Origin of the sequence: Roseomonas sp. HF4, from assembly GCF_005222755.1 — a bacterium.
GTDB lineage: Bacteria > Pseudomonadota > Alphaproteobacteria > Acetobacterales > Acetobacteraceae > Neoroseomonas.
Genome location: NZ_STGD01000001.1, coordinates 1 through 15,807 on the forward strand (window position 1 = coordinate 1; position 15,807 = coordinate 15,807).

Annotated in this window: 14 protein-coding genes, 1 tRNA gene and 1 pseudogene; 6 read left to right on the plus strand and 10 right to left on the minus strand. The window is 71.2% G+C overall.

What is annotated here, in order from left to right; translation table 11 throughout:
* Window positions 1-239 precede the first annotated feature (239 nt).
* Window positions 240-518, plus strand: coding sequence for an AlpA family transcriptional regulator (locus tag E8M80_RS00005; protein ID WP_137123605.1), 279 nt, complete (start codon window positions 240-242; stop codon window positions 516-518).
* Here E8M80_RS00005 and E8M80_RS00010 read toward each other — a convergent pair.
* The 9 genes from E8M80_RS00010 to E8M80_RS00050 form a co-directional block, all read right to left on the minus strand.
* Window positions 484-1,764 carry a tyrosine-type recombinase/integrase gene (locus E8M80_RS00010; protein ID WP_137123606.1) on the minus strand — a complete coding sequence of 427 codons (1,281 nt, stop codon included), beginning with the start codon at window positions 1,762-1,764 and terminating at the stop codon, window positions 484-486. The genes E8M80_RS00005 and E8M80_RS00010 overlap by 35 nt on opposite strands.
* Window positions 1,765-2,081: 317 nt before the next feature.
* On the minus strand, window positions 2,082-3,677 hold the full coding sequence (gene guaA / locus E8M80_RS00015; RefSeq protein ID WP_137123607.1) for a glutamine-hydrolyzing GMP synthase: 1,596 nt from the start codon (window positions 3,675-3,677) through the stop codon (window positions 2,082-2,084).
* Between the two features lie 79 nt (window positions 3,678-3,756).
* On the minus strand, window positions 3,757-4,332 hold the full coding sequence (locus E8M80_RS00020) for a GNAT family N-acetyltransferase (protein ID WP_137123608.1): 576 nt from the start codon (window positions 4,330-4,332) through the stop codon (window positions 3,757-3,759).
* Entirely contained in the window at window positions 4,329-5,654 is a 1,326-nt protein-coding gene (locus E8M80_RS00025) for an RsmB/NOP family class I SAM-dependent RNA methyltransferase (RefSeq protein WP_137123609.1), read from the minus strand. Before E8M80_RS00025 ends, E8M80_RS00020 begins: the two co-directional genes overlap by 4 nt.
* Window positions 5,651-6,328 carry a haloacid dehalogenase type II gene (locus tag E8M80_RS00030; protein WP_137123610.1) on the minus strand — a complete coding sequence of 226 codons (678 nt, stop codon included), beginning with the start codon at window positions 6,326-6,328 and terminating at the stop codon, window positions 5,651-5,653. The genes E8M80_RS00025 and E8M80_RS00030 overlap by 4 nt, the downstream gene beginning before the upstream one ends.
* Window positions 6,329-6,434: 106 nt before the next feature.
* The gene (gene guaB, locus E8M80_RS00035; protein ID WP_137123611.1) at window positions 6,435-7,940 is read right to left on the minus strand and encodes an IMP dehydrogenase; all 1,506 of its coding nucleotides are present in this window, start codon (window positions 7,938-7,940) and stop codon (window positions 6,435-6,437) included.
* A 144-nt stretch (window positions 7,941-8,084) separates the two neighbouring features.
* Entirely contained in the window at window positions 8,085-8,846 is a 762-nt protein-coding gene (locus tag E8M80_RS00040; protein ID WP_137123612.1) for a hypothetical protein, read from the minus strand.
* 514 nt (window positions 8,847-9,360) lie between these two features.
* Window positions 9,361-10,035 carry an RlmE family RNA methyltransferase gene (locus E8M80_RS00045; protein WP_137123613.1) on the minus strand — a complete coding sequence of 225 codons (675 nt, stop codon included), beginning with the start codon at window positions 10,033-10,035 and terminating at the stop codon, window positions 9,361-9,363.
* An 11-nt stretch (window positions 10,036-10,046) separates the two neighbouring features.
* Window positions 10,047-11,105 carry a Ppx/GppA phosphatase family protein gene (locus E8M80_RS00050; protein ID WP_137123614.1) on the minus strand — a complete coding sequence of 353 codons (1,059 nt, stop codon included), beginning with the start codon at window positions 11,103-11,105 and terminating at the stop codon, window positions 10,047-10,049.
* Window positions 11,106-11,286: 181 nt separating this feature from the next.
* Between E8M80_RS00050 and E8M80_RS00055 the strand changes: the two genes are divergently transcribed.
* Window positions 11,287-11,360: transfer RNA gene (locus E8M80_RS00055), tRNA-Gln, on the plus strand.
* A gap of 46 nt (window positions 11,361-11,406) precedes the next feature.
* On the opposite strand, the pseudogene E8M80_RS26985 reads toward E8M80_RS00055, so the two are convergent.
* Window positions 11,407-12,555 (minus strand): annotated as a pseudogene (locus E8M80_RS26985) (sensor histidine kinase); the annotation flags it as partial.
* Between E8M80_RS26985 and E8M80_RS00065 the strand changes: the two are divergent.
* The 4 genes from E8M80_RS00065 (at window position 12,445) to E8M80_RS00080 (ending at window position 15,792) form a co-directional block, all read left to right on the plus strand.
* A complete protein-coding gene (locus E8M80_RS00065) occupies window positions 12,445-13,071 on the plus strand; it encodes a hypothetical protein (RefSeq protein WP_137123615.1) in 627 nt (208 codons plus the stop codon). The pseudogene E8M80_RS26985 and the gene E8M80_RS00065 sit on opposite strands and share 111 nt — an antisense overlap.
* A 39-nt stretch (window positions 13,072-13,110) precedes the next feature.
* Window positions 13,111-13,581: a hypothetical protein gene (locus E8M80_RS00070; RefSeq protein ID WP_137123616.1), complete on the plus strand. Its 471-nt coding sequence runs from the start codon at window positions 13,111-13,113 to the stop codon at window positions 13,579-13,581.
* Window positions 13,582-13,708: 127 nt separating this feature from the next.
* Window positions 13,709-14,215 carry a M23 family metallopeptidase gene (locus tag E8M80_RS00075; RefSeq protein WP_137123617.1) on the plus strand — a complete coding sequence of 169 codons (507 nt, stop codon included), beginning with the start codon at window positions 13,709-13,711 and terminating at the stop codon, window positions 14,213-14,215.
* 248 nt (window positions 14,216-14,463) lie between these two features.
* Window positions 14,464-15,792 (plus strand): NAD(P)/FAD-dependent oxidoreductase, encoded by a 1,329-nt coding sequence (locus E8M80_RS00080; RefSeq protein ID WP_137123618.1) that lies wholly within the window; start codon window positions 14,464-14,466, stop codon window positions 15,790-15,792.
* Window positions 15,793-15,807 lie beyond the last annotated feature (15 nt).

The following is a 15,807-nucleotide window of genomic DNA, read 5'->3' on the forward strand; positions in this document are numbered from 1 at the left end:
CTCGTATGAGCGCTCGCAGTCTCCACCTCGATCTCCATCGGCCACCCCGCCACGACATCAGCCGCGACAGCGCACCATTAGAAACCCGTGCCGCAAGGTGTGGCCCAGACAGCGGATACAGCGGATCACCATCCGATTTGCACGCAGCGACGCGACGCGGCACTACGGCATTCAATCTCGGCTTTTCTCTGCTCGATAGATGCCGCTGCATGGCGATAGCGATCGTCACGGAGCGGCACATGTCCGAGAATCAGCGCAGCTTCCCCGCTCTTCGCCGAACCCTTCGACGGCACGAGCTTCGGGATCTCGTCCCACTATCGGACACGACGATCTACGAGATGGAGCAGAGGGGCGAATTTCCACGACGCTTCCATCTGACGCCGCGTTGCGTGGCTTGGGACTACGCAGAAATCGCAGCATGGCTCGCGGAGCGGCGGCACGGCGCTGACCGTGGCGCATCAATGCGCGCGCCAATACCCGATGTCAGGATGCGGCGGACACGCCCTTTGAAGGCATGACGTCTGTGGGCCCAAGCTGCATCGTCGGCGGATAGAGCGTGGGCACCCGCTTCTGTCCGCTGCACCATGCGTCGATCATGTCCGCCCACTCCTGGAGCATGTGTCGACGCTGCGGCTCATACTCCGCCTTGTTGTAGACACCGCGCGACGATCGATTGTCCTCATGGGCAAGGGTTTTCTCGATCCAGTCGCTGTTGAAGCCGAGCTCGTTCAGCAACGTCGCGCCAGTCCGCCGCAGGTCGTGCACCGTGAAGGCGCCCAACGGCAGCCCGCTGGTCTTCGCACGCCCGACAACCGCGTAGATGACGCGATTGAAGGTCGCACGGGACATCGGCTGGTCGGCCTCATAGCGAGAGGGCAACACATAGGGTGAATTGCCAGCGCAGGTTTTCAGCGCGACCATGATGTCGAGTGCCTGTCGCGCGAGATAGACGTTGTGCGCGCGCGAGCGCTTCATGCGCTCCTTCGGAATAGTCCAGACAGCGTTTTCAAAATCTACCTCGTCCCATGTCGCATCGAGCAGCTCGCTCTTGCGCACCATGGTCAGGAGAATGAGGCGGAGCCCGAGCCGTATGGTCGGCAGGGTTGCGACGTGTTCGACCTGGTCGAACAGAATGCGGATCTCCGACGGCAAAAGCGCGCGATCCTTCGGCACGAAGGTGGCGATTGATGCCGGCCCCACTTCGTCGGCCGGGTTCGCAATCTTCTCGCCATGCAGGATCGCGTGGCCATAGATCTGCTTGATGATGTCGCGAACATGGATCGCGGTCGCCGGCGCACCGCGCTCCTTCACTTTGGCACAGAGCCCGCGCAGATCGTCGGGCGTGATCTCCGACAGGAGTCTATTCTTCCATGTCGGCAGGATGTCCCGGTCGAAGATTGCCTTCCGCATCGCCCGTGTGCTCTCGGCCATTCGCGCGCCGTCGAACCAGCGCTTTCCGGCGGCCGCGATGGTGAGTGCTTCTGCCGCGCGGCGCTTCGCGCGCTGCTTCTCCTGCGCGGGCGACTGTCCGACCGCAACGGTCTTCCGAGCAATGAGGCAGCGCTCGCGGGCTTCGGCGAGCGTCAGTCCGCCAGGTCCGTAGGCGCCGAGGGTCAGCGTTTCGCGGCGCCCGTTCAGCCGATAGTCGTAGCGGAACGAGATCGCTCCTGACGGCAGGACCGCGACATACATACCGTCGCGGTCAGCAACCTTGTACGATTTGTCTTTTGGTTTCAGCCGCTTGATGGCGATATCGGTGAGCATGGCATCCTCCTCAGCGACTACGATACGCCCCGCTCCAGGGCCGTCCATACCGTCAGAGCTGATACCGTCAGTCCAATAAAAATTATCAATAAATTCAGTTCTTTGTCCGCAAAAATTGGATCGAGCTTGACGGAGCTCCAGGCGGGCAAGCTTCAACACGCCTGCACTATCCGCCAGATGATACCGTCAAGGATGCCGTCAGATCATCGCGCTTGCGCGCGATAGATCGCGAAGCATCTCACCAGATATTATCAATGATTTTAGATACTAAGCGCCGTTTGCGCGATAGGTCTCGAACCCTGCCGAAGCCTATCGCATCATTCCCACTCGATCGTCCCCGGCGGCTTGCTCGTGATGTCGTAGGTCACGCGGTTGATCCCGCGCACCTCGTTCACGATGCGGTTCGCGACGCGACCCAGGAAGGCCATGTCGAAGGGGTAGAACTCCGCCGTCATGCCGTCGGTGCTGGTCACCGCCCGCAGCGCGCAGGCCTGGTCGTAGGTGCGGCCATCGCCCATCACGCCCACTGTCCGCACCGGCAGCAGCACCGCGAAGGCCTGCCAGATCGCGTCATAGAGCCCGGCGTTGCGGATCTCCTCGAGGAAGACCGTGTCCACGCGCCGCAGCAGGTCCGCCTTCTCGCGCGTGACCTCGCCCGGGATGCGGATGGCGAGCCCCGGACCCGGGAAGGGATGGCGGCCCACGATCTCCTCCGGGATGCCGAGTTCGCGGCCCAGCGCGCGCACCTCGTCCTTGAACAATTCCCGCAGCGGCTCGACCAGCCGCATGCGCATCCCTTCCGGCAGGCCGCCGACATTGTGGTGCGACTTGATGGTGACCGACGGCCCGCCGGTGGCGGACACGCTCTCGATCACATCCGGATAGAGCGTGCCCTGCGCCAGGAAATCCGCGCCGCCGAGCTTGTTCTGCTCCTCCTCGAACACCTCGATGAACAGCCGCCCGATCGTCTTGCGCTTCACCTCGGGGTCCGTGACGCCGCTCAACTGGCCGAGGAACAGGTCGGAGGCGTCGCGGTGCACAAGGCGGATGTTGAAGCGGTCGCGAAAGGTCTTGACCACCTGCGCGCTCTCGTTCGCGCGCATCAGACCGTGGTCGACGTAGATGCAGGTGAGCTGGTCGCCGATCGCCTCGTGGATCAGCACCGCGGCCACCGAGGAATCGACGCCGCCCGACAGGCCGCAGACGACACGCCCCTGGCCGACCTCGGCGCGGATCTTCGCGATGGTCTCGGCGCGATAGGCGCCCATGGTCCAGTCGCCGCGGCAGCCGCAGATGCCGTGCGTGAAGTTGCGCAGCAGGGCCGCGCCGTGCGGCGTGTGGACCACCTCCGGGTGGAACTGCACGCCGTAGAAGTGGCGCTCGTCGTCGGCGATGGCGGCGAAGGGCGCGCCGTCGCTGACGGCCACGGGGCGGAAGCCCTCGGGCAGGCGCGTCACGCGGTCGCCATGCGACATCCAGACCTGCTCGCGCGCGCCGGGCGCCCAGACGCCCTTCGTCAGCGCGCTGTCGGCCACGACGTCCACGAAGGCGCGGCCGAATTCGCGATGGTCGTGCGGCTCGACCGCGCCGCCGAGCTGCGCCGCCATGGCCTGCTGCCCGTAACAGATGCCGAGCACGGGCACGCCGAGCCGGAACACGGCCTCCGGCGCGCGCGGGCTCTCGCCCTCGGTGACCGAGGCTGGCCCGCCGGAGAGGATGATGCCGCGCGGCGCGAAGGCGCGGATGCGGGCCTCGGGTGCGGCGTTGAAGGGCCAGATCTCGCAATAGACGCCGGTTTCGCGCAGGCGGCGCGCGATGAGCTGCGTCACCTGGCTGCCGAAGTCGAGGATCAGCACATGGTCGTGCCGGGGGGCGGAATCAGCGTGCGGGTCGGCCATGGCGGCGTGAAGCATGCCGGCGCGCCTGGGGCAAGCCGCACGCCATTGCGTGTTTCGCATCACCGGGGCCGAGCCAGCCGCAGCGTAGAGCGCCCTATCGCTCCCCGGCCGGCGCGGTCGCCGCCAGCAGGCTCTCGATCGGGTCCCAGACATAAGCCGCCTGCTCGACCGCCTGGCCGCCGACGCGGATGCCCTCCCGCGCCACTTCCCGGGCGCCGAGCCGGCGGTAGAACCATTGCGTCGGATTGTCCCGCAGCACCCAGAGCATGGCCGACCGGCAGCCGACCGCGCGCAGATGCGCCCCCATGGCGCGCATCAGCCGACGGCCCGCGCCGCGGTCGCGCCAGTCCTCGAGCAGGTAGAGCGTCTCGACCTCGCCATCCGCGAGACCCGGGCGCCGGGCGCGACCGCCGGAGGCGAAGCCCACCACCGTCGAGCCGCCGAGCCCCTGGATCGGCGCATCCGCGCCGCCCGCCACCGCCACGAAGACCGCATGGCCTTCCCGCCGGTCGAGGATGGCGCGCTGGTAGAAGCCCGCGAGCCGGCTGGCCGAAAGCCCCGCGAGATAGGCATCGGGCAGGATGCCCGCATAGGCCGAGCGCCAGACCGCCGCGTGGATCTCCCCGATCGCCGGCGCATCGGCCGGGCGGGCGCGGCGGATGCTGATCACGCCGCGCGCTCCAGCACCGCACAGAAGAACCCGTCGGTCCCCTGCCCTGCCGGCGACAGTGAAAGCCAGGGCCCCGCGCAGGGCACCGGGACGCCGGGTCGCAGCGCCGCCCAAAGCCCGTCCAGCGGAACCGTCGCGAAGGCATCGCCGCGCGCCAGGAAGCGATCCATCTGCTCCTCGTTCTCCTGAGGCAACAAGGAACAGGTAGCGTAGACCAGCCGGCCGCCCGGGCGCACCAATTCTGCGGCCTTGACGAGGATATCATGCTGCACGACCAGGAGCTCGGCGAGGTCCTCGGGGCCGGTGCGGAGCCGCGCGTCCGGATTGCGCCGCCAGGTGCCGGTGCCGGTGCAGGGCGCATCGACCAGCACGCGGTCGAAGGTGCCCGCCCGCCGCTTGGCCCAGCGGTCGCCGGGTGCCAGCAGGTGGCGTTCGGCGTTGTCGACGCCCGCGCGCCGCAGGCGCTTCCCCGCCCCCTCGAGCCGCGGCGCCGAGGTGTCGCAGGCGGTGATCCGCCCGCGATTGCCCATCGTCGCCGCCATGGCGAGCGTCTTGCCCGCCGCGCCGGCGCAGTAATCCGCGACGCGCATCCCGGGCCGGGCATCGGCCAGCAGCGCGATCAGCTGGCTGCCCTCGTCCTGCACCTCGATCAGCCCGTCCCGGTAGGCGGCGGTCCCGGTGATGGGCCGGCGCGCCGGCAGCCTGAGGCCCCAGGGGGAGAAGGGCGTGGGTGCCGCCTCGATCCCCTCCCCCGCCAGCAGGTGCCGGGCGGCATCGCGGTCGGTCTTCAGCAGGTTGGCGCGCAGGTCGAGCGGCGCCTCGGCTTCCAGCGCCGCCGCTTCCGCGGCAAGGCGCGGCCCGAAGCGCGCCGCCAGCGCGGGCAGCGCCCAGCCGGGCAGGTTGAGGCGCACCGCCTCCGGCATCGCCGGGTCCTGCAGCGGCCGGCCCGCCAGGGCCGCGGCCGCGCGGCGCTCCGCCTCGTCCAGCGCCGCCGGCCCGTAGCGGGACCCGTCGAAGACGGCCTCCACCGCCTGGCGCTGCTCGCGCTCCACGAGCAGCAGCTGCGCCAGCAGCAGCAGCCGCGCCGTCGGCGCCATGCCGATGCGCTCCAGGTGCCAGCCGAGACGGATGCGCTGGCGCACCACGCCCCAGGCCAGTTCCGAGACGACGCGGCGGTCGGCGCCGCCGATGAAGCGGCGCGACCGGAGGAAGTCGCTCGCCACCGCGTCCGCGGGCCGGCGGCGCGCGCCCTCCGCGAAGCACTGGTCTTCGAGGACGCCGAGGAGATCGATCGCGGCGGCGATGCGTCCGGCGGGCGTCACGCCAGCAGGTCTGTCAGGCCGGCGAGGTCCGTCACCACCGGCACACCCGCTTCCTCCAGGCCGTATTCGTCCGGCGTCGCGGCTCGGCAGACGCGGATCACGCGCATGCCGAAATGATGCGCCGCCTGCGCGTCCCAGGCATTGCCCGACACGAAGGCCAGCGCGTCCGGCGAACAGCCGAACTGGCGCGTCGCCAGCCCATAGACGCGCCGGTCCGGCTTGAAGACGCCCACTTCCTCCACGCTCAGCACCTCGTCGATCAGGGGCGCGATCCCGGCCGCCTCCACGGCCGCCGCCAGCATGCCGGGCGTGCCGTTGGACAGGATCGCGGTCGCGACGCCCCGCGCGCGCACCGCGCGCAGCATGGCGGGCACCTCGGGATAGGCGGGCAGCGTGCGGTAGGCCTGCATCAGGTCGCGCGCCAGCGCCTCGTCGGCGATGCCGTGGCGCGCCAGCACGAAGGCCAGCGCGTCGCGCGTGCAGAGCCAGAAATCCTCGTGCCGGGCGGGGCCGGTCAGGCTGCGCACCCAGGTGTATTCCAGCTGCTTCGCGCGCCATTCGCCCGAGAGCGATTCCCACCGCGCGCCCAGCCGCGCCGCATGCCCCGCCATGGCGGCATTGACGTCGAGCAGCGTTCCGTAGGCATCGAACACGACCGCTTCAGGCGCGGGCATGGCGCATCTCCTGTCCTTCGAATTCAGGATGGCCGAGATGCCGGCGCGCCGCCAGCACGACGCACCAGGCCCGCCCGGGCGGATCGCGGTCCCGGCCGCGCGCGCTTCAGTTCTCGGCGCGGTAGTTCGGCGCCTCGCGCGTGACGGCCACGTCGTGGACATGGCTCTCGCGCAGGCCGGCGCCGGTGATGCGGCGGAAGCGCGCGTGGGACTGCAGGTCGGGAATGGTGGCGCAGCCCGTGTAGCCCATGGCGGCGCGCAGGCCGCCGACCATCTGGTGCAGCACCGCGCCCACCGGGCCCTTGTAGCCGACGCGGCCCTCGACGCCCTCCGGCACCAGCTTCAGGCTGTCCTGCACCTCGGCCTGGAAGTAGCGGTCGGCGGAACCCCGCGCCATGGCGCCGAGGCTGCCCATGCCGCGATAGGATTTGTACGACCGGCCCTGGTAGAGGAAGACCTCGCCCGGAGCCTCGTCCGTGCCGGCGAAGACGCTGCCCAGCATGGCACAATCGGCACCCGCCGCCAGCGCCTTGGCCAAGTCGCCCGAGGACCGGATGCCACCGTCGGCGATGCCGGGCACGCCCTTCTCCCGCGCCGCCGCGGCGCTTTCCATCACGGCGGTCAGCTGCGGCACGCCGACGCCAGCGACGATCCGCGTCGTGCAGATCGAGCCCGGGCCGATGCCGATCTTGACCGCGTCGGCGCCGGCCTCGATCAGCGCCAGCGCGCCTTCGGGGGTCGCGATGTTGCCGGCGACGACCTGCACGGAATTCGACATGCGCTTGATGATCTCGACGGCCGCCATCACGCCGCGGGAATGGCCGTGGGCGGTGTCCACCACCACGACGTCCACATCGGCCGCGACCAGCAGCTCGGCGCGCTTCAGCCCGTCCTCGCCCACGCCGGTCGCGGCGGCGACGCGCAGCCGCCCCATGCCGTCCTTCACCGCGTTCGGATTGGCCTGCGCCTTGTCCATGTCCTTCACCGTGATGAGGCCGACGCAGCGATAGGCTTCGTCGACCACGAGAAGCTTCTCGATCCGGTGCTTGTGCAGCAGGCCGCGCGCCTCGTCGGGCGTGATGTCCGGCTCGGCGGTGACCAGGTTCTCGCGCGTCATGAGTTCGTAGACGCGAAGGTTCGGGTCGGTCGCGAAGCGGACGTCGCGGTTCGTGATGATGCCGACGAGCCGGCCCGAGCCGCGCTCGACCACCGGGATGCCGCTGATCCGGTGGCGGTCCTGCAGCGCGCGCACCTCGGCCAGGGTCTGGTCGGGATGGACGGTCAGCGGGTTCACCACCATGCCCGATTCGAACTTCTTCACCTGCCGCACCTGCGCGGCCTGGTCCTCGGGGCTCAGGTTCTTGTGGATCACGCCGATGCCGCCCGACTGGGCCATGGCGATCGCCATGTTCGCCTCGGTCACCGTGTCCATCGCCGCCGAGATCAGCGGGATGTTGAGCGTGATCTCCCGCGTCATGCGGGTGCGCGTGTCGGTCTGAGCGGGCAGGACGGTGGAGAAGGCCGGCACCAGCAGTACGTCGTCGAAGGCGAAGGCCTCCTCGATCATGCGGGGCGCGAAGCGGGGGGCGTCGTTGCTGCTGTCGGGAGCCATGGGGGACCTTTCGGGATCCGAACCTTGGCGGCCCTCCTTAGTGGGCGGCGGGGGTCACGGCAAGCGCAGGAAGACGAGGAGGTCGCGGAAAACGAACATCGCTGGCAGTCACCTACGTATTTCAGCCACGTGGCGCCTGCCGCCTCAGGAGGTGCGAAAGACCGCGCCCCGCATCTCGAGCGCGGTCTGCACGAAGTCCTCGAGCCGTCCCGGATCCACCGCATCCGTGCGCATCCGCACGCGCAGACCGTCGCCGCGCCAGAGCAGGATCGGGGACGCCTCCCCCCCATGCCGGCTCTGCCAGGCATCCGTCGCCGCCACGATGCGCCCCAGGTCGATCTCCGACGGCATGCTGCCGGTTGCGAAAAGGCTCAGCCGTCCCTGCACCGCCTCCGGCCCCTCCAGGGGCTGGAGCAGCGCCGCGGCGGGGCCGAACTCGCCGAACATTCGCTCGAACAGCGCCTTCCGGAACGTGTCGGGAAGCCCTTGCGCCGAGGGGCTGGCGAGCGCCCTGATGTCCGCCGAGGCCGGCAGCGCGATCGCCAACGCAAAGCCCTCCGGTGCCTTGCAGGCGGCGTCGGTGAATTCGGTCAGGCCCCGTCGCCTGACGACGCTGGCGCCGGACTCGTCGTTCGGGTTCGTCGCCTCCTCGTCCCAGGTGCCGGAGTCGCAGCGCCAGCCCTGGCCGTCCCTGGGCGTCACGACGATGCGCGCCTCCTTGCCGCTCAGGTGCGCGATCCCGAGGGCCGTTTGGCGGCCCTCCATCGCAATGTCCCAACCCCGCCGAGCGGCCATGGCCGCCAGCGCCGCGCTACGCTGCGCCTGCGCCCTCTGTCGAAGGAAGAAGATGCCGCCGAGGACACCGAGGCCCCCCAGGACCAGCACGATCGTTAGGTCGAAGTCCATCGTCCCCTCCCTGCGCCAACGGTCGCGGGTCCGCGCGGCGGGCAGCCGTGGATGCGCCTACGCATGTCCGGCCAACCCCGAAGGCGGGCTCAACGGGATCCGACGAGACCGACGCATGCAGCGTCTGCCGGGAAGCCCCCTCGTCGCCGCATCGGAGCGCACGCCTTGGAATGAGGTCAATCGCCACGGGGCGCGACAGCGTGAGTCTGATCACACGAAAGCGATCCCTCGCACGCCGAGAAGGCCTCCGCCGCCGACGCCCTGCAGCGGCAGGGACGCGGCCGCCCCGCATGCTGCAGGCTCAATCGTCCCGCGCGAAAGGGCGGCGAGGTCCCGCGAGTCAAGGTGGCGCCATGCAGGCCCCAGGATCGGCGTGCCCCATGACCAAAAGCGCGCCCTCGGACACGCTGAACGGGGGCCGCCTCATCTGCGTGAGCGTTTCGTCCGCCGGCGCGGCGCCGCCTTCAAGACCCTTCAGGGCTTTGGTGTAAGAGTTTGTGGGAGCATCACTTCTTCAACGCCGGAAACCCGTCGCAACCACATACATCTCGGCGCTGTCCTTCCGGCTCGCCGGCGGCTTCACGTGGCGCACCACCGCGAAATCCCGCTTCAGCACGGCCAGCATCTCGGCCTCCGTGCCCCCCTGCAGCACCTTCGCGACGAACGCGCCCTTCGGCGCCAGCACGCGGGTCGCGAAATCCAGCGCGATCTCGGCCAGCGCCATGATCCGCAGGTGGTCCGTCGCCTGGTGCCCCGTGGTGTTCGGCGCCATGTCGGACAGCACCAGATCGGCCTTCCCGCCCATGGCGGCGGTCACCCGCACCTCCGCCTCATCCTCCGTGAAGTCGCCCTGCAGCACGGTCGCCCCGGCAACCGGGTCCATCGGCAGGATGTCGATCGCGACGACCTCGCCGCGCTCCTCCACCGCCGCGACCGCCACCTGCGTCCAGCCGCCCGGCGCGGCGCCGAGGTCCACCACCCGCATCCCGGGCTTCAGCAGCTTCAGCTTCGCGTCGATCTCCAGCAGCTTGAACGCGGCGCGGGACCGGAAGCCCTGCGCTTTCGCCGCCCGGACATAGGGGTCGTTCAACTGCCGCGTCAGCCAACGCTGGCTGGCGGTGCTGCGCCCCTCGGCCGTGCGCAGCCGCGTGGCCATGCCGCGCCCCGCGGCCGGCGGCTTCTTCGCCATGGCTGCGTTCCCTATCTCGTGCGGCGGCGCGGCGCGCGATCGGCGCGCATCATCCGCGTCAGCATCCCTTCCCGCAGGCCACGGTCCGCGACCGTCAGCCGCGGCGTCGGCCAGACGCGCCGGATCGCAGCATAGACCGCGCAGCCCGGCAGCACGAATTCCACCCGGTCCGGGCCGACGCAGGGGTGTTCGGCCAGGCCCTTGCGGCCGAGCGCGAAAAGGTCGCCCAGCGCCAGGTCCGCAGCCTCGCAATCCAGGGTCTTGCCGTCCACCAGCGGCCGGCGGTAGCGCGGCAGCGCCATCGCCACGCCCGCCAGCGTGGTGACGGTCCCGGACGTGCCCATCAGCCGGACACCACCCGCCCGAATCTCCTGCCCGATGCAATGCACGCGGTCGAATTCCGCAAGATATGCCGTGACCTCGTCCACCACCTCGAAGAAGCCGCTCTCTGTGAAGCAGTCCCGGCCGGCCCGCTCGGCCAGCGTGACGACGCCGAGCGGCAGCGAGACATAGCCGATCAGTTCCGGAAAGGCCCCGCCTGGCGGCACGCGCATCCACGCGATCTCGGTACTGCCGCCGCCGATGTCGAACAGCAGCGCGCGCCGGTCCTCGGGCTCGAGCAGCGGCGCGCAGGATTCCATGGCGAGCTCCGCCTCCTCCCGCGCCGAGATGACGCGAAGCCTGAGCCCCGTCTCGGCCGTGACGCGGGCGAGGAAGGCCGGGCCGTTCGCGGCGCGCCGGCAGGCCTCGGTCGCCACCGCCTCAAGCCGGCGGACCGGGCGGCGCGCCAGCTTCTCGGCGCAGGCGGCCAGCGCCGCGGCGGCGCGGTCCATCGCGGCCTCCGCGAGGCGCCCGCTGGTGGCCAGCCCCTCCCCCAGCCGGACGATGCGGCTGAAGCTGTCGACCACGCGGAAGCCCGAGCCCGTCGGCGCCGCGACCAGCAGCCGACAATTGTTGGTGCCGAGGTCGAGGGCGGCATAGGCCGCGCCGCCGGGGTCCGCGCGCGCGAATCCCCGGTCCGCCGGATGCGGCGGTGCGTCGGGGACAAGGGGGGCGGCGGCGTCGGTCATCTCGGGTCCGGACCGGCGGGCGAGAGCCGATCATATTGGAATGATCTGGACATGTGGGGCGTGGGGCAAGCGCTTTCCATGCCGCATCCGCAACCGCCGGGCCGAGCGTTGCGCCGGTGGGTGTTGCCTCCCCGGGGCCCCGATGCTACTCCCCCGGCCCTCGGCCACGGCCGGGCCCGCTTGGGGGATAGTTTAACGGTAGAACTCCCGACTCTGACTCGGGCAGTCTTGGTTCGAATCCAGGTCCCCCAGCCATCTCCGCCGGCACTTCGGGCGCAACCTGCTCCGCCCGGCGCAGCCTCAGCGTGAACGCCGCCCCCTCACTGTCGTTGCAGCCCTCGATCTCGCCGCCCATCGCGCGCATCAGCCCGTGGCATATCGACAGGCCAAGCCCCGTGCCGGTCTCCGGGCTCTTGGTCGTGACGAAGGGCTGGAATAGGCGCGGCAGCAGGTCGGGCGCGATGCCGCCACCGGTGTCGGCGACGCGGAGCGCCGTGACGCCGTCCTCCGTGTTCCGTGCCGTGATGCGGATGCGCCGCGCCGCGCCCGGCGGCCGCTCGACCAGCGCATCGCGTGCATTCAGCAACAGGTTCGTCAGCACCTGCTCGATCGGCAGCGCCTGGCCCAGCACCCAGGGGCCCGCGGCGCCGAGATCGATCTCGACCGCAATCCCGGCCTCGCGCAGCGAATGGCCGACCAGCGACAGCGCGCGCTCCACGCTGCGCGCGAGGCTGACAGGCACCGGCGGCCCCGCCCCCTCCGCGCCGCGGGCGAAGCGCCGCAACTCGTCGATCACCGCGCCGGCCCGGTCCGCCTGCGCGACGATCCGCGCGAGCCGGCGCCCGAGTGCCGCATCGCCCTGCGAGGCCGCCACCCGCTGCGCGTTCTCGGCCGAAAGCAGGATCGCCTGCAGCGGCTGCCGCAATTCATGCGCGAGACCCGCGGACAGTTCCCCGAGCGCCGCGAGCCGGCCCGCCGCCTCCGCGCGCGCCTGCGCCGCCCGCTCGGCCGTGACGTCGAGCAGGTAGCCCACCAGCTCCGCGCCCCCATCGGCGCGGCGCGTCAGGATCCGCCCCGCCTGCAGCACATGCCGCCAGCTTCCGTCGGGCTGCCGGAAGCGCCATTCGACGCTCGCCCGCCCCTCGTCGAGGGCCGTGCGCTGGAACCGCAGCGTGCAGTCGGGCGCGGCGTCGCCGAACGCCTTCATCAGGTTGTCGTGGCGCGCGAGTTCATCGGCCGGCCAGCCCGTCACGGCCTCGAGGTCCCCCGCGCGATAGAGCAGGCGTGAGGATCCGTCGGGGGCGATGTCACGCAGGAAGATCAACACGGGCATGGCGGCGTGCAGGCGCTCGACCTCGGCGCGCCCCGCCCGGAGCGCGGCGGCCTCGTGGAGCGCGTCGCGCAGCGCGAGGCGCCGGTTCATCCAGATTGCGCCGAGCAAGGCGACCATCAACGCAGCCGCAGCCGCCAGCAGGAATTCCAGTTCCCGCCAGGCCGCGGCGGGCCCCGCCTCGAGGGGTTGCGAGACGACAACGGTCCAGCCCTCGGCCATGGTGAGCCGCTCGAAGGCGACGTCCGCCGCGCCGTCTGCGCCATCGTCGGAGACCATGCCGCGCTGTTCGCCCTGCTGCAGCGCCGCGCGCCATGCCGCCGGGATCGTAGGCATGGCGGCGTCGCCGTTCGAATGGGCGACAACCTGCATCCGCCGGTCGACGATCGCGGCAACGGTGCCCGCCGGCAGGTCCTGCTGCGCAAGCAGCGCCTGCAGGGCCGCCGTATCCTGACCGAGGGCAAGCGCACGGGTGGCCCGGCCGGCATGCAGCAACGGCAGGAAGCTCAGGAACACGGGGCGGCCGCGCAACGGGCCGTCGAACACGTCCGAGACCCCGGGCCGGCCCTCCGCGAACACCCGGGTCAGCGGCGCGGCCGTGGCGTCCTTGACCTCGGTGGGACGCGGAGAGGGTAGCGGCCGCCCGGGGCCGCGGAGCGAATTCGCGAGCAACCGATGCTCGGGCGGCGGCCCCAGGAACACGATCCAGCCGCCCAGCGCTTCCGCCACGTCGCGCGCACGCGCCTCGATCTGGATGGGATCCGCCGGATCGTCAAACAGCGGCGAGACCCCGAAGCCGCGGAGCGCCGCGAACCCGGCGTAGATCCGCGCATCGACCGCGGCCGCCAGCGCCTGTGCCGCGCCGCGCAGCCGCGCCTGCTCGGCGGCGCGAATGCTGCCCATCGCGTCGACGACCGCGAAGACGGCGAAGGCGCTCAGCGGCAGCAACGCCAGCAGGGCGAGGGGCAGGCCGCCGCGCCGCCGCCTGGGCAGCGGTCGGGTGGCCAGGGTCTCGGAGCGTGCCGCGGCGGGCAAGGTCACCTCATGGGTCGCGATGCGCGGACGGCGAACGGGATGCCGCGCGCCGAAGACAGCCGCCCATGCGCCGCCCCCATCGGCAGCGCCCAGGCGGGCATGCACCCCTAGTCTAGGCGCCGGGCGCCGCGTCGCGCGACAGTTCTGACAGGTGGCCGGCGCGCCGGCCCGGGATTGACGTGCCGCCCGCCGGCTGCTCTTGCAGAGGCACGTCGCTGCCCTGGGGGACAAGATCCGCATGCCGAATGATCGCGCGGGCCGCCGCCTGCCGTGTGCCGCGTTCGTCCTGGCGGCGGCTCTTGCGCCGGCAGGCGCCATCGCCGCGCCCTGCCCGGTCGCCCTGCCGGTTTCGGGCGAGTATTCGTCCGGCTTCGGTCAGCGCGGCCGCGTGTTCCACGCCGGCGTGGACCTGCGGGCACCGACCGGCACGCCGGTTCGCGCCGCGGTGGGCGGTACCGTGGCCTTCGCCGGGCGCTACTACGCCTACGGCATCATCCTCGACATCCGCCACGCCGACGGGTCGGTCGCGCGCTATGCGCATCTTTCGCGGATCGCACCGGGGCTGACGCCCGGGGCGGCGGTCGCGGGCGGCGAGACGATAGGCGCTGTCGGCCGGACGGGGCGGACGACCGGTGCGCATCTGCACATCGAATTGCGGCGGGACGGACGGCCGGTCGACCCCTGGCCGTGGCTCGCGCGAACGGCCTGCCGCAGCGACGTCGAGGTGGCCGAGGCGCAGCGGTAGCCGCCGCTCGGCGCCCTCGATCACAACCCAACGCACGAAGGCGTCACCTTCGTGCGCCTCAGGCGCCGGGCCGCGGCCATCAGGCCACCGTGGCTTCGCCGGACTGGCGGCCGACCGCAGTCGCGGCTTCGGCCCTCAGGGCCAAGGGTCGGGCATGCATGCGCCGCGTTTCATTGCGCAGCCGCAAGCGGGCCTGGACGGCGCGCCGCCGCTGCGCCGATGCTGGCGTGGCAGCGCAGGAGCACGGCATGGCCGACGCATCGCCCGGGGCGGACCCGCACCGCATCGTCATCGCCGGCGGGGGCGCCGCCGGGCTCGAGCTCGCGACGCGGCTCGGCGACCGGCTCGGCCGGCGGGGCGAGGCCTTGGTCACGCTGGTGGACCGCGCGCGGGGGCATCTCTGGAAGCCCCTGCTGCACGAGGTCGCCGCCGGCAGCATGGACCCCGACGAGCATGAGCTCGGCTACCTGGCGCAGGCGCACTGGCATCATTTCCGCTTCCGCCACGGGGAGATGGTGGGGCTCGATCGCACCGCGAAGACCGTGCTTCTGGCGCCCACCTTCGACGAGGAGGGACGCGAGGTGACGCCCGGGCAGGCGCTGCCCTACGACACGCTCGTCATCGCCATCGGCAGCACGACGAATGATTTCGGTACGCCCGGCGTGCGCGAGCACGCCATCGCGCTCGAGACCACGCAGCAGGCCGTGCGCTTCAACCGACGCCTGGTGAATGCCTGCCTGCGCGCGCACGGCCAGGATGCGCCCGTGCGGCCCGGGCAGTTGCATGTCGCGATCATCGGCGCCGGGGCGACAGGCACGGAACTGGCCGCGGAGCTGCACCATTCGGCACGCGCCGTCGTTGCCTACGGGCTCGACCGCATCGACCCCGACAAGGACATCCGCATCACCCTGATCGAGGCGGCGCCGCGCATCCTGCCCGGCCTGCCGGAACGGATTTCGGAGGCGGCGCGGCAGTTGCTCGAAGGCATCGGCGTCATGGTCAGCACCGGCGTGCCGGTCACGCGCGTGACCGAGGCCGGGATCGAGATGAAGGACGGCCGCTTTATCGATTCGGAACTCGTGATCTGGGCCGCCGGGGTGAAGGGGCCGGAAGTGCTGCGCGACCTCGGCGGGCTCGAGACCAGCCGCAGCAACCAGCTTGTCGTGCTGCCGACGCTGCAGACGACGCGCGACCCCGACATCTTCGCGATCGGCGACTGCGCCTGGTGCGAGATGCCGGGCGGCAAGCCGGTGCCGCCGCGCGCCCAGGCGGCGCACCAGCAGGCGACGCACCTGCTGAAGCAGATCCGCCGGCGCCTGAAGGGCGAGCCGCCGCTTCCCTTCGTCTACCGGGACTTCGGCTCGCTGGTCTCGCTCGGCGAGTATTCGACCGTTGGCAGCCTGATGGGCTTCCTGGCCGGCCGGAGCATGTGGGTCGAGGGGCTGTTCGCCCGGCTGATGTACCGCTCGCTCTACAAGATGCACGAGCGGGCGCTGCACGGCACGGTCAAGACCGCGCTCGGCAGCCTGGCCCGGAGCCTGTCCCGACGGACCGAGCCCCGCGTCAAGCTGCACTGATGCCAGCGGCCGAAT

Bases quoted from the DNA above. Each gene is read 5' to 3' on its own strand.
- E8M80_RS00010 (WP_137123606.1), bottom strand. From the start codon at position 1,764: ATGCTCACCGATATCGCCATCAAGCGGCTGAAACCAAAAGACAAATCG.
- E8M80_RS00050 (WP_137123614.1), bottom strand. From the start codon at position 11,105: ATGACCGACGCCGCCGCCCCCCTTGTCCCCGACGCACCGCCGCATCCG.
- E8M80_RS00080 (WP_137123618.1), top strand. From the start codon at position 14,464: ATGGCCGACGCATCGCCCGGGGCGGACCCGCACCGCATCGTCATCGCC.
- guaB (WP_137123611.1), bottom strand. From the start codon at position 7,940: ATGGCTCCCGACAGCAGCAACGACGCCCCCCGCTTCGCGCCCCGCATG.
- E8M80_RS00040 (WP_137123612.1), bottom strand. From the start codon at position 8,846: ATGGACTTCGACCTAACGATCGTGCTGGTCCTGGGGGGCCTCGGTGTC.
- E8M80_RS00045 (WP_137123613.1), bottom strand. From the start codon at position 10,035: ATGGCGAAGAAGCCGCCGGCCGCGGGGCGCGGCATGGCCACGCGGCTG.
- E8M80_RS00030 (WP_137123610.1), bottom strand. From the start codon at position 6,328: ATGCCCGCGCCTGAAGCGGTCGTGTTCGATGCCTACGGAACGCTGCTC.
- guaA (WP_137123607.1), bottom strand. From the start codon at position 3,677: ATGCTTCACGCCGCCATGGCCGACCCGCACGCTGATTCCGCCCCCCGG.
- E8M80_RS00005 (WP_137123605.1), top strand. From the start codon at position 240: ATGTCCGAGAATCAGCGCAGCTTCCCCGCTCTTCGCCGAACCCTTCGA.
- E8M80_RS00075 (WP_137123617.1), top strand. From the start codon at position 13,709: ATGCCGAATGATCGCGCGGGCCGCCGCCTGCCGTGTGCCGCGTTCGTC.
- E8M80_RS00070 (WP_137123616.1), top strand. From the start codon at position 13,111: ATGCTCGGGCGGCGGCCCCAGGAACACGATCCAGCCGCCCAGCGCTTC.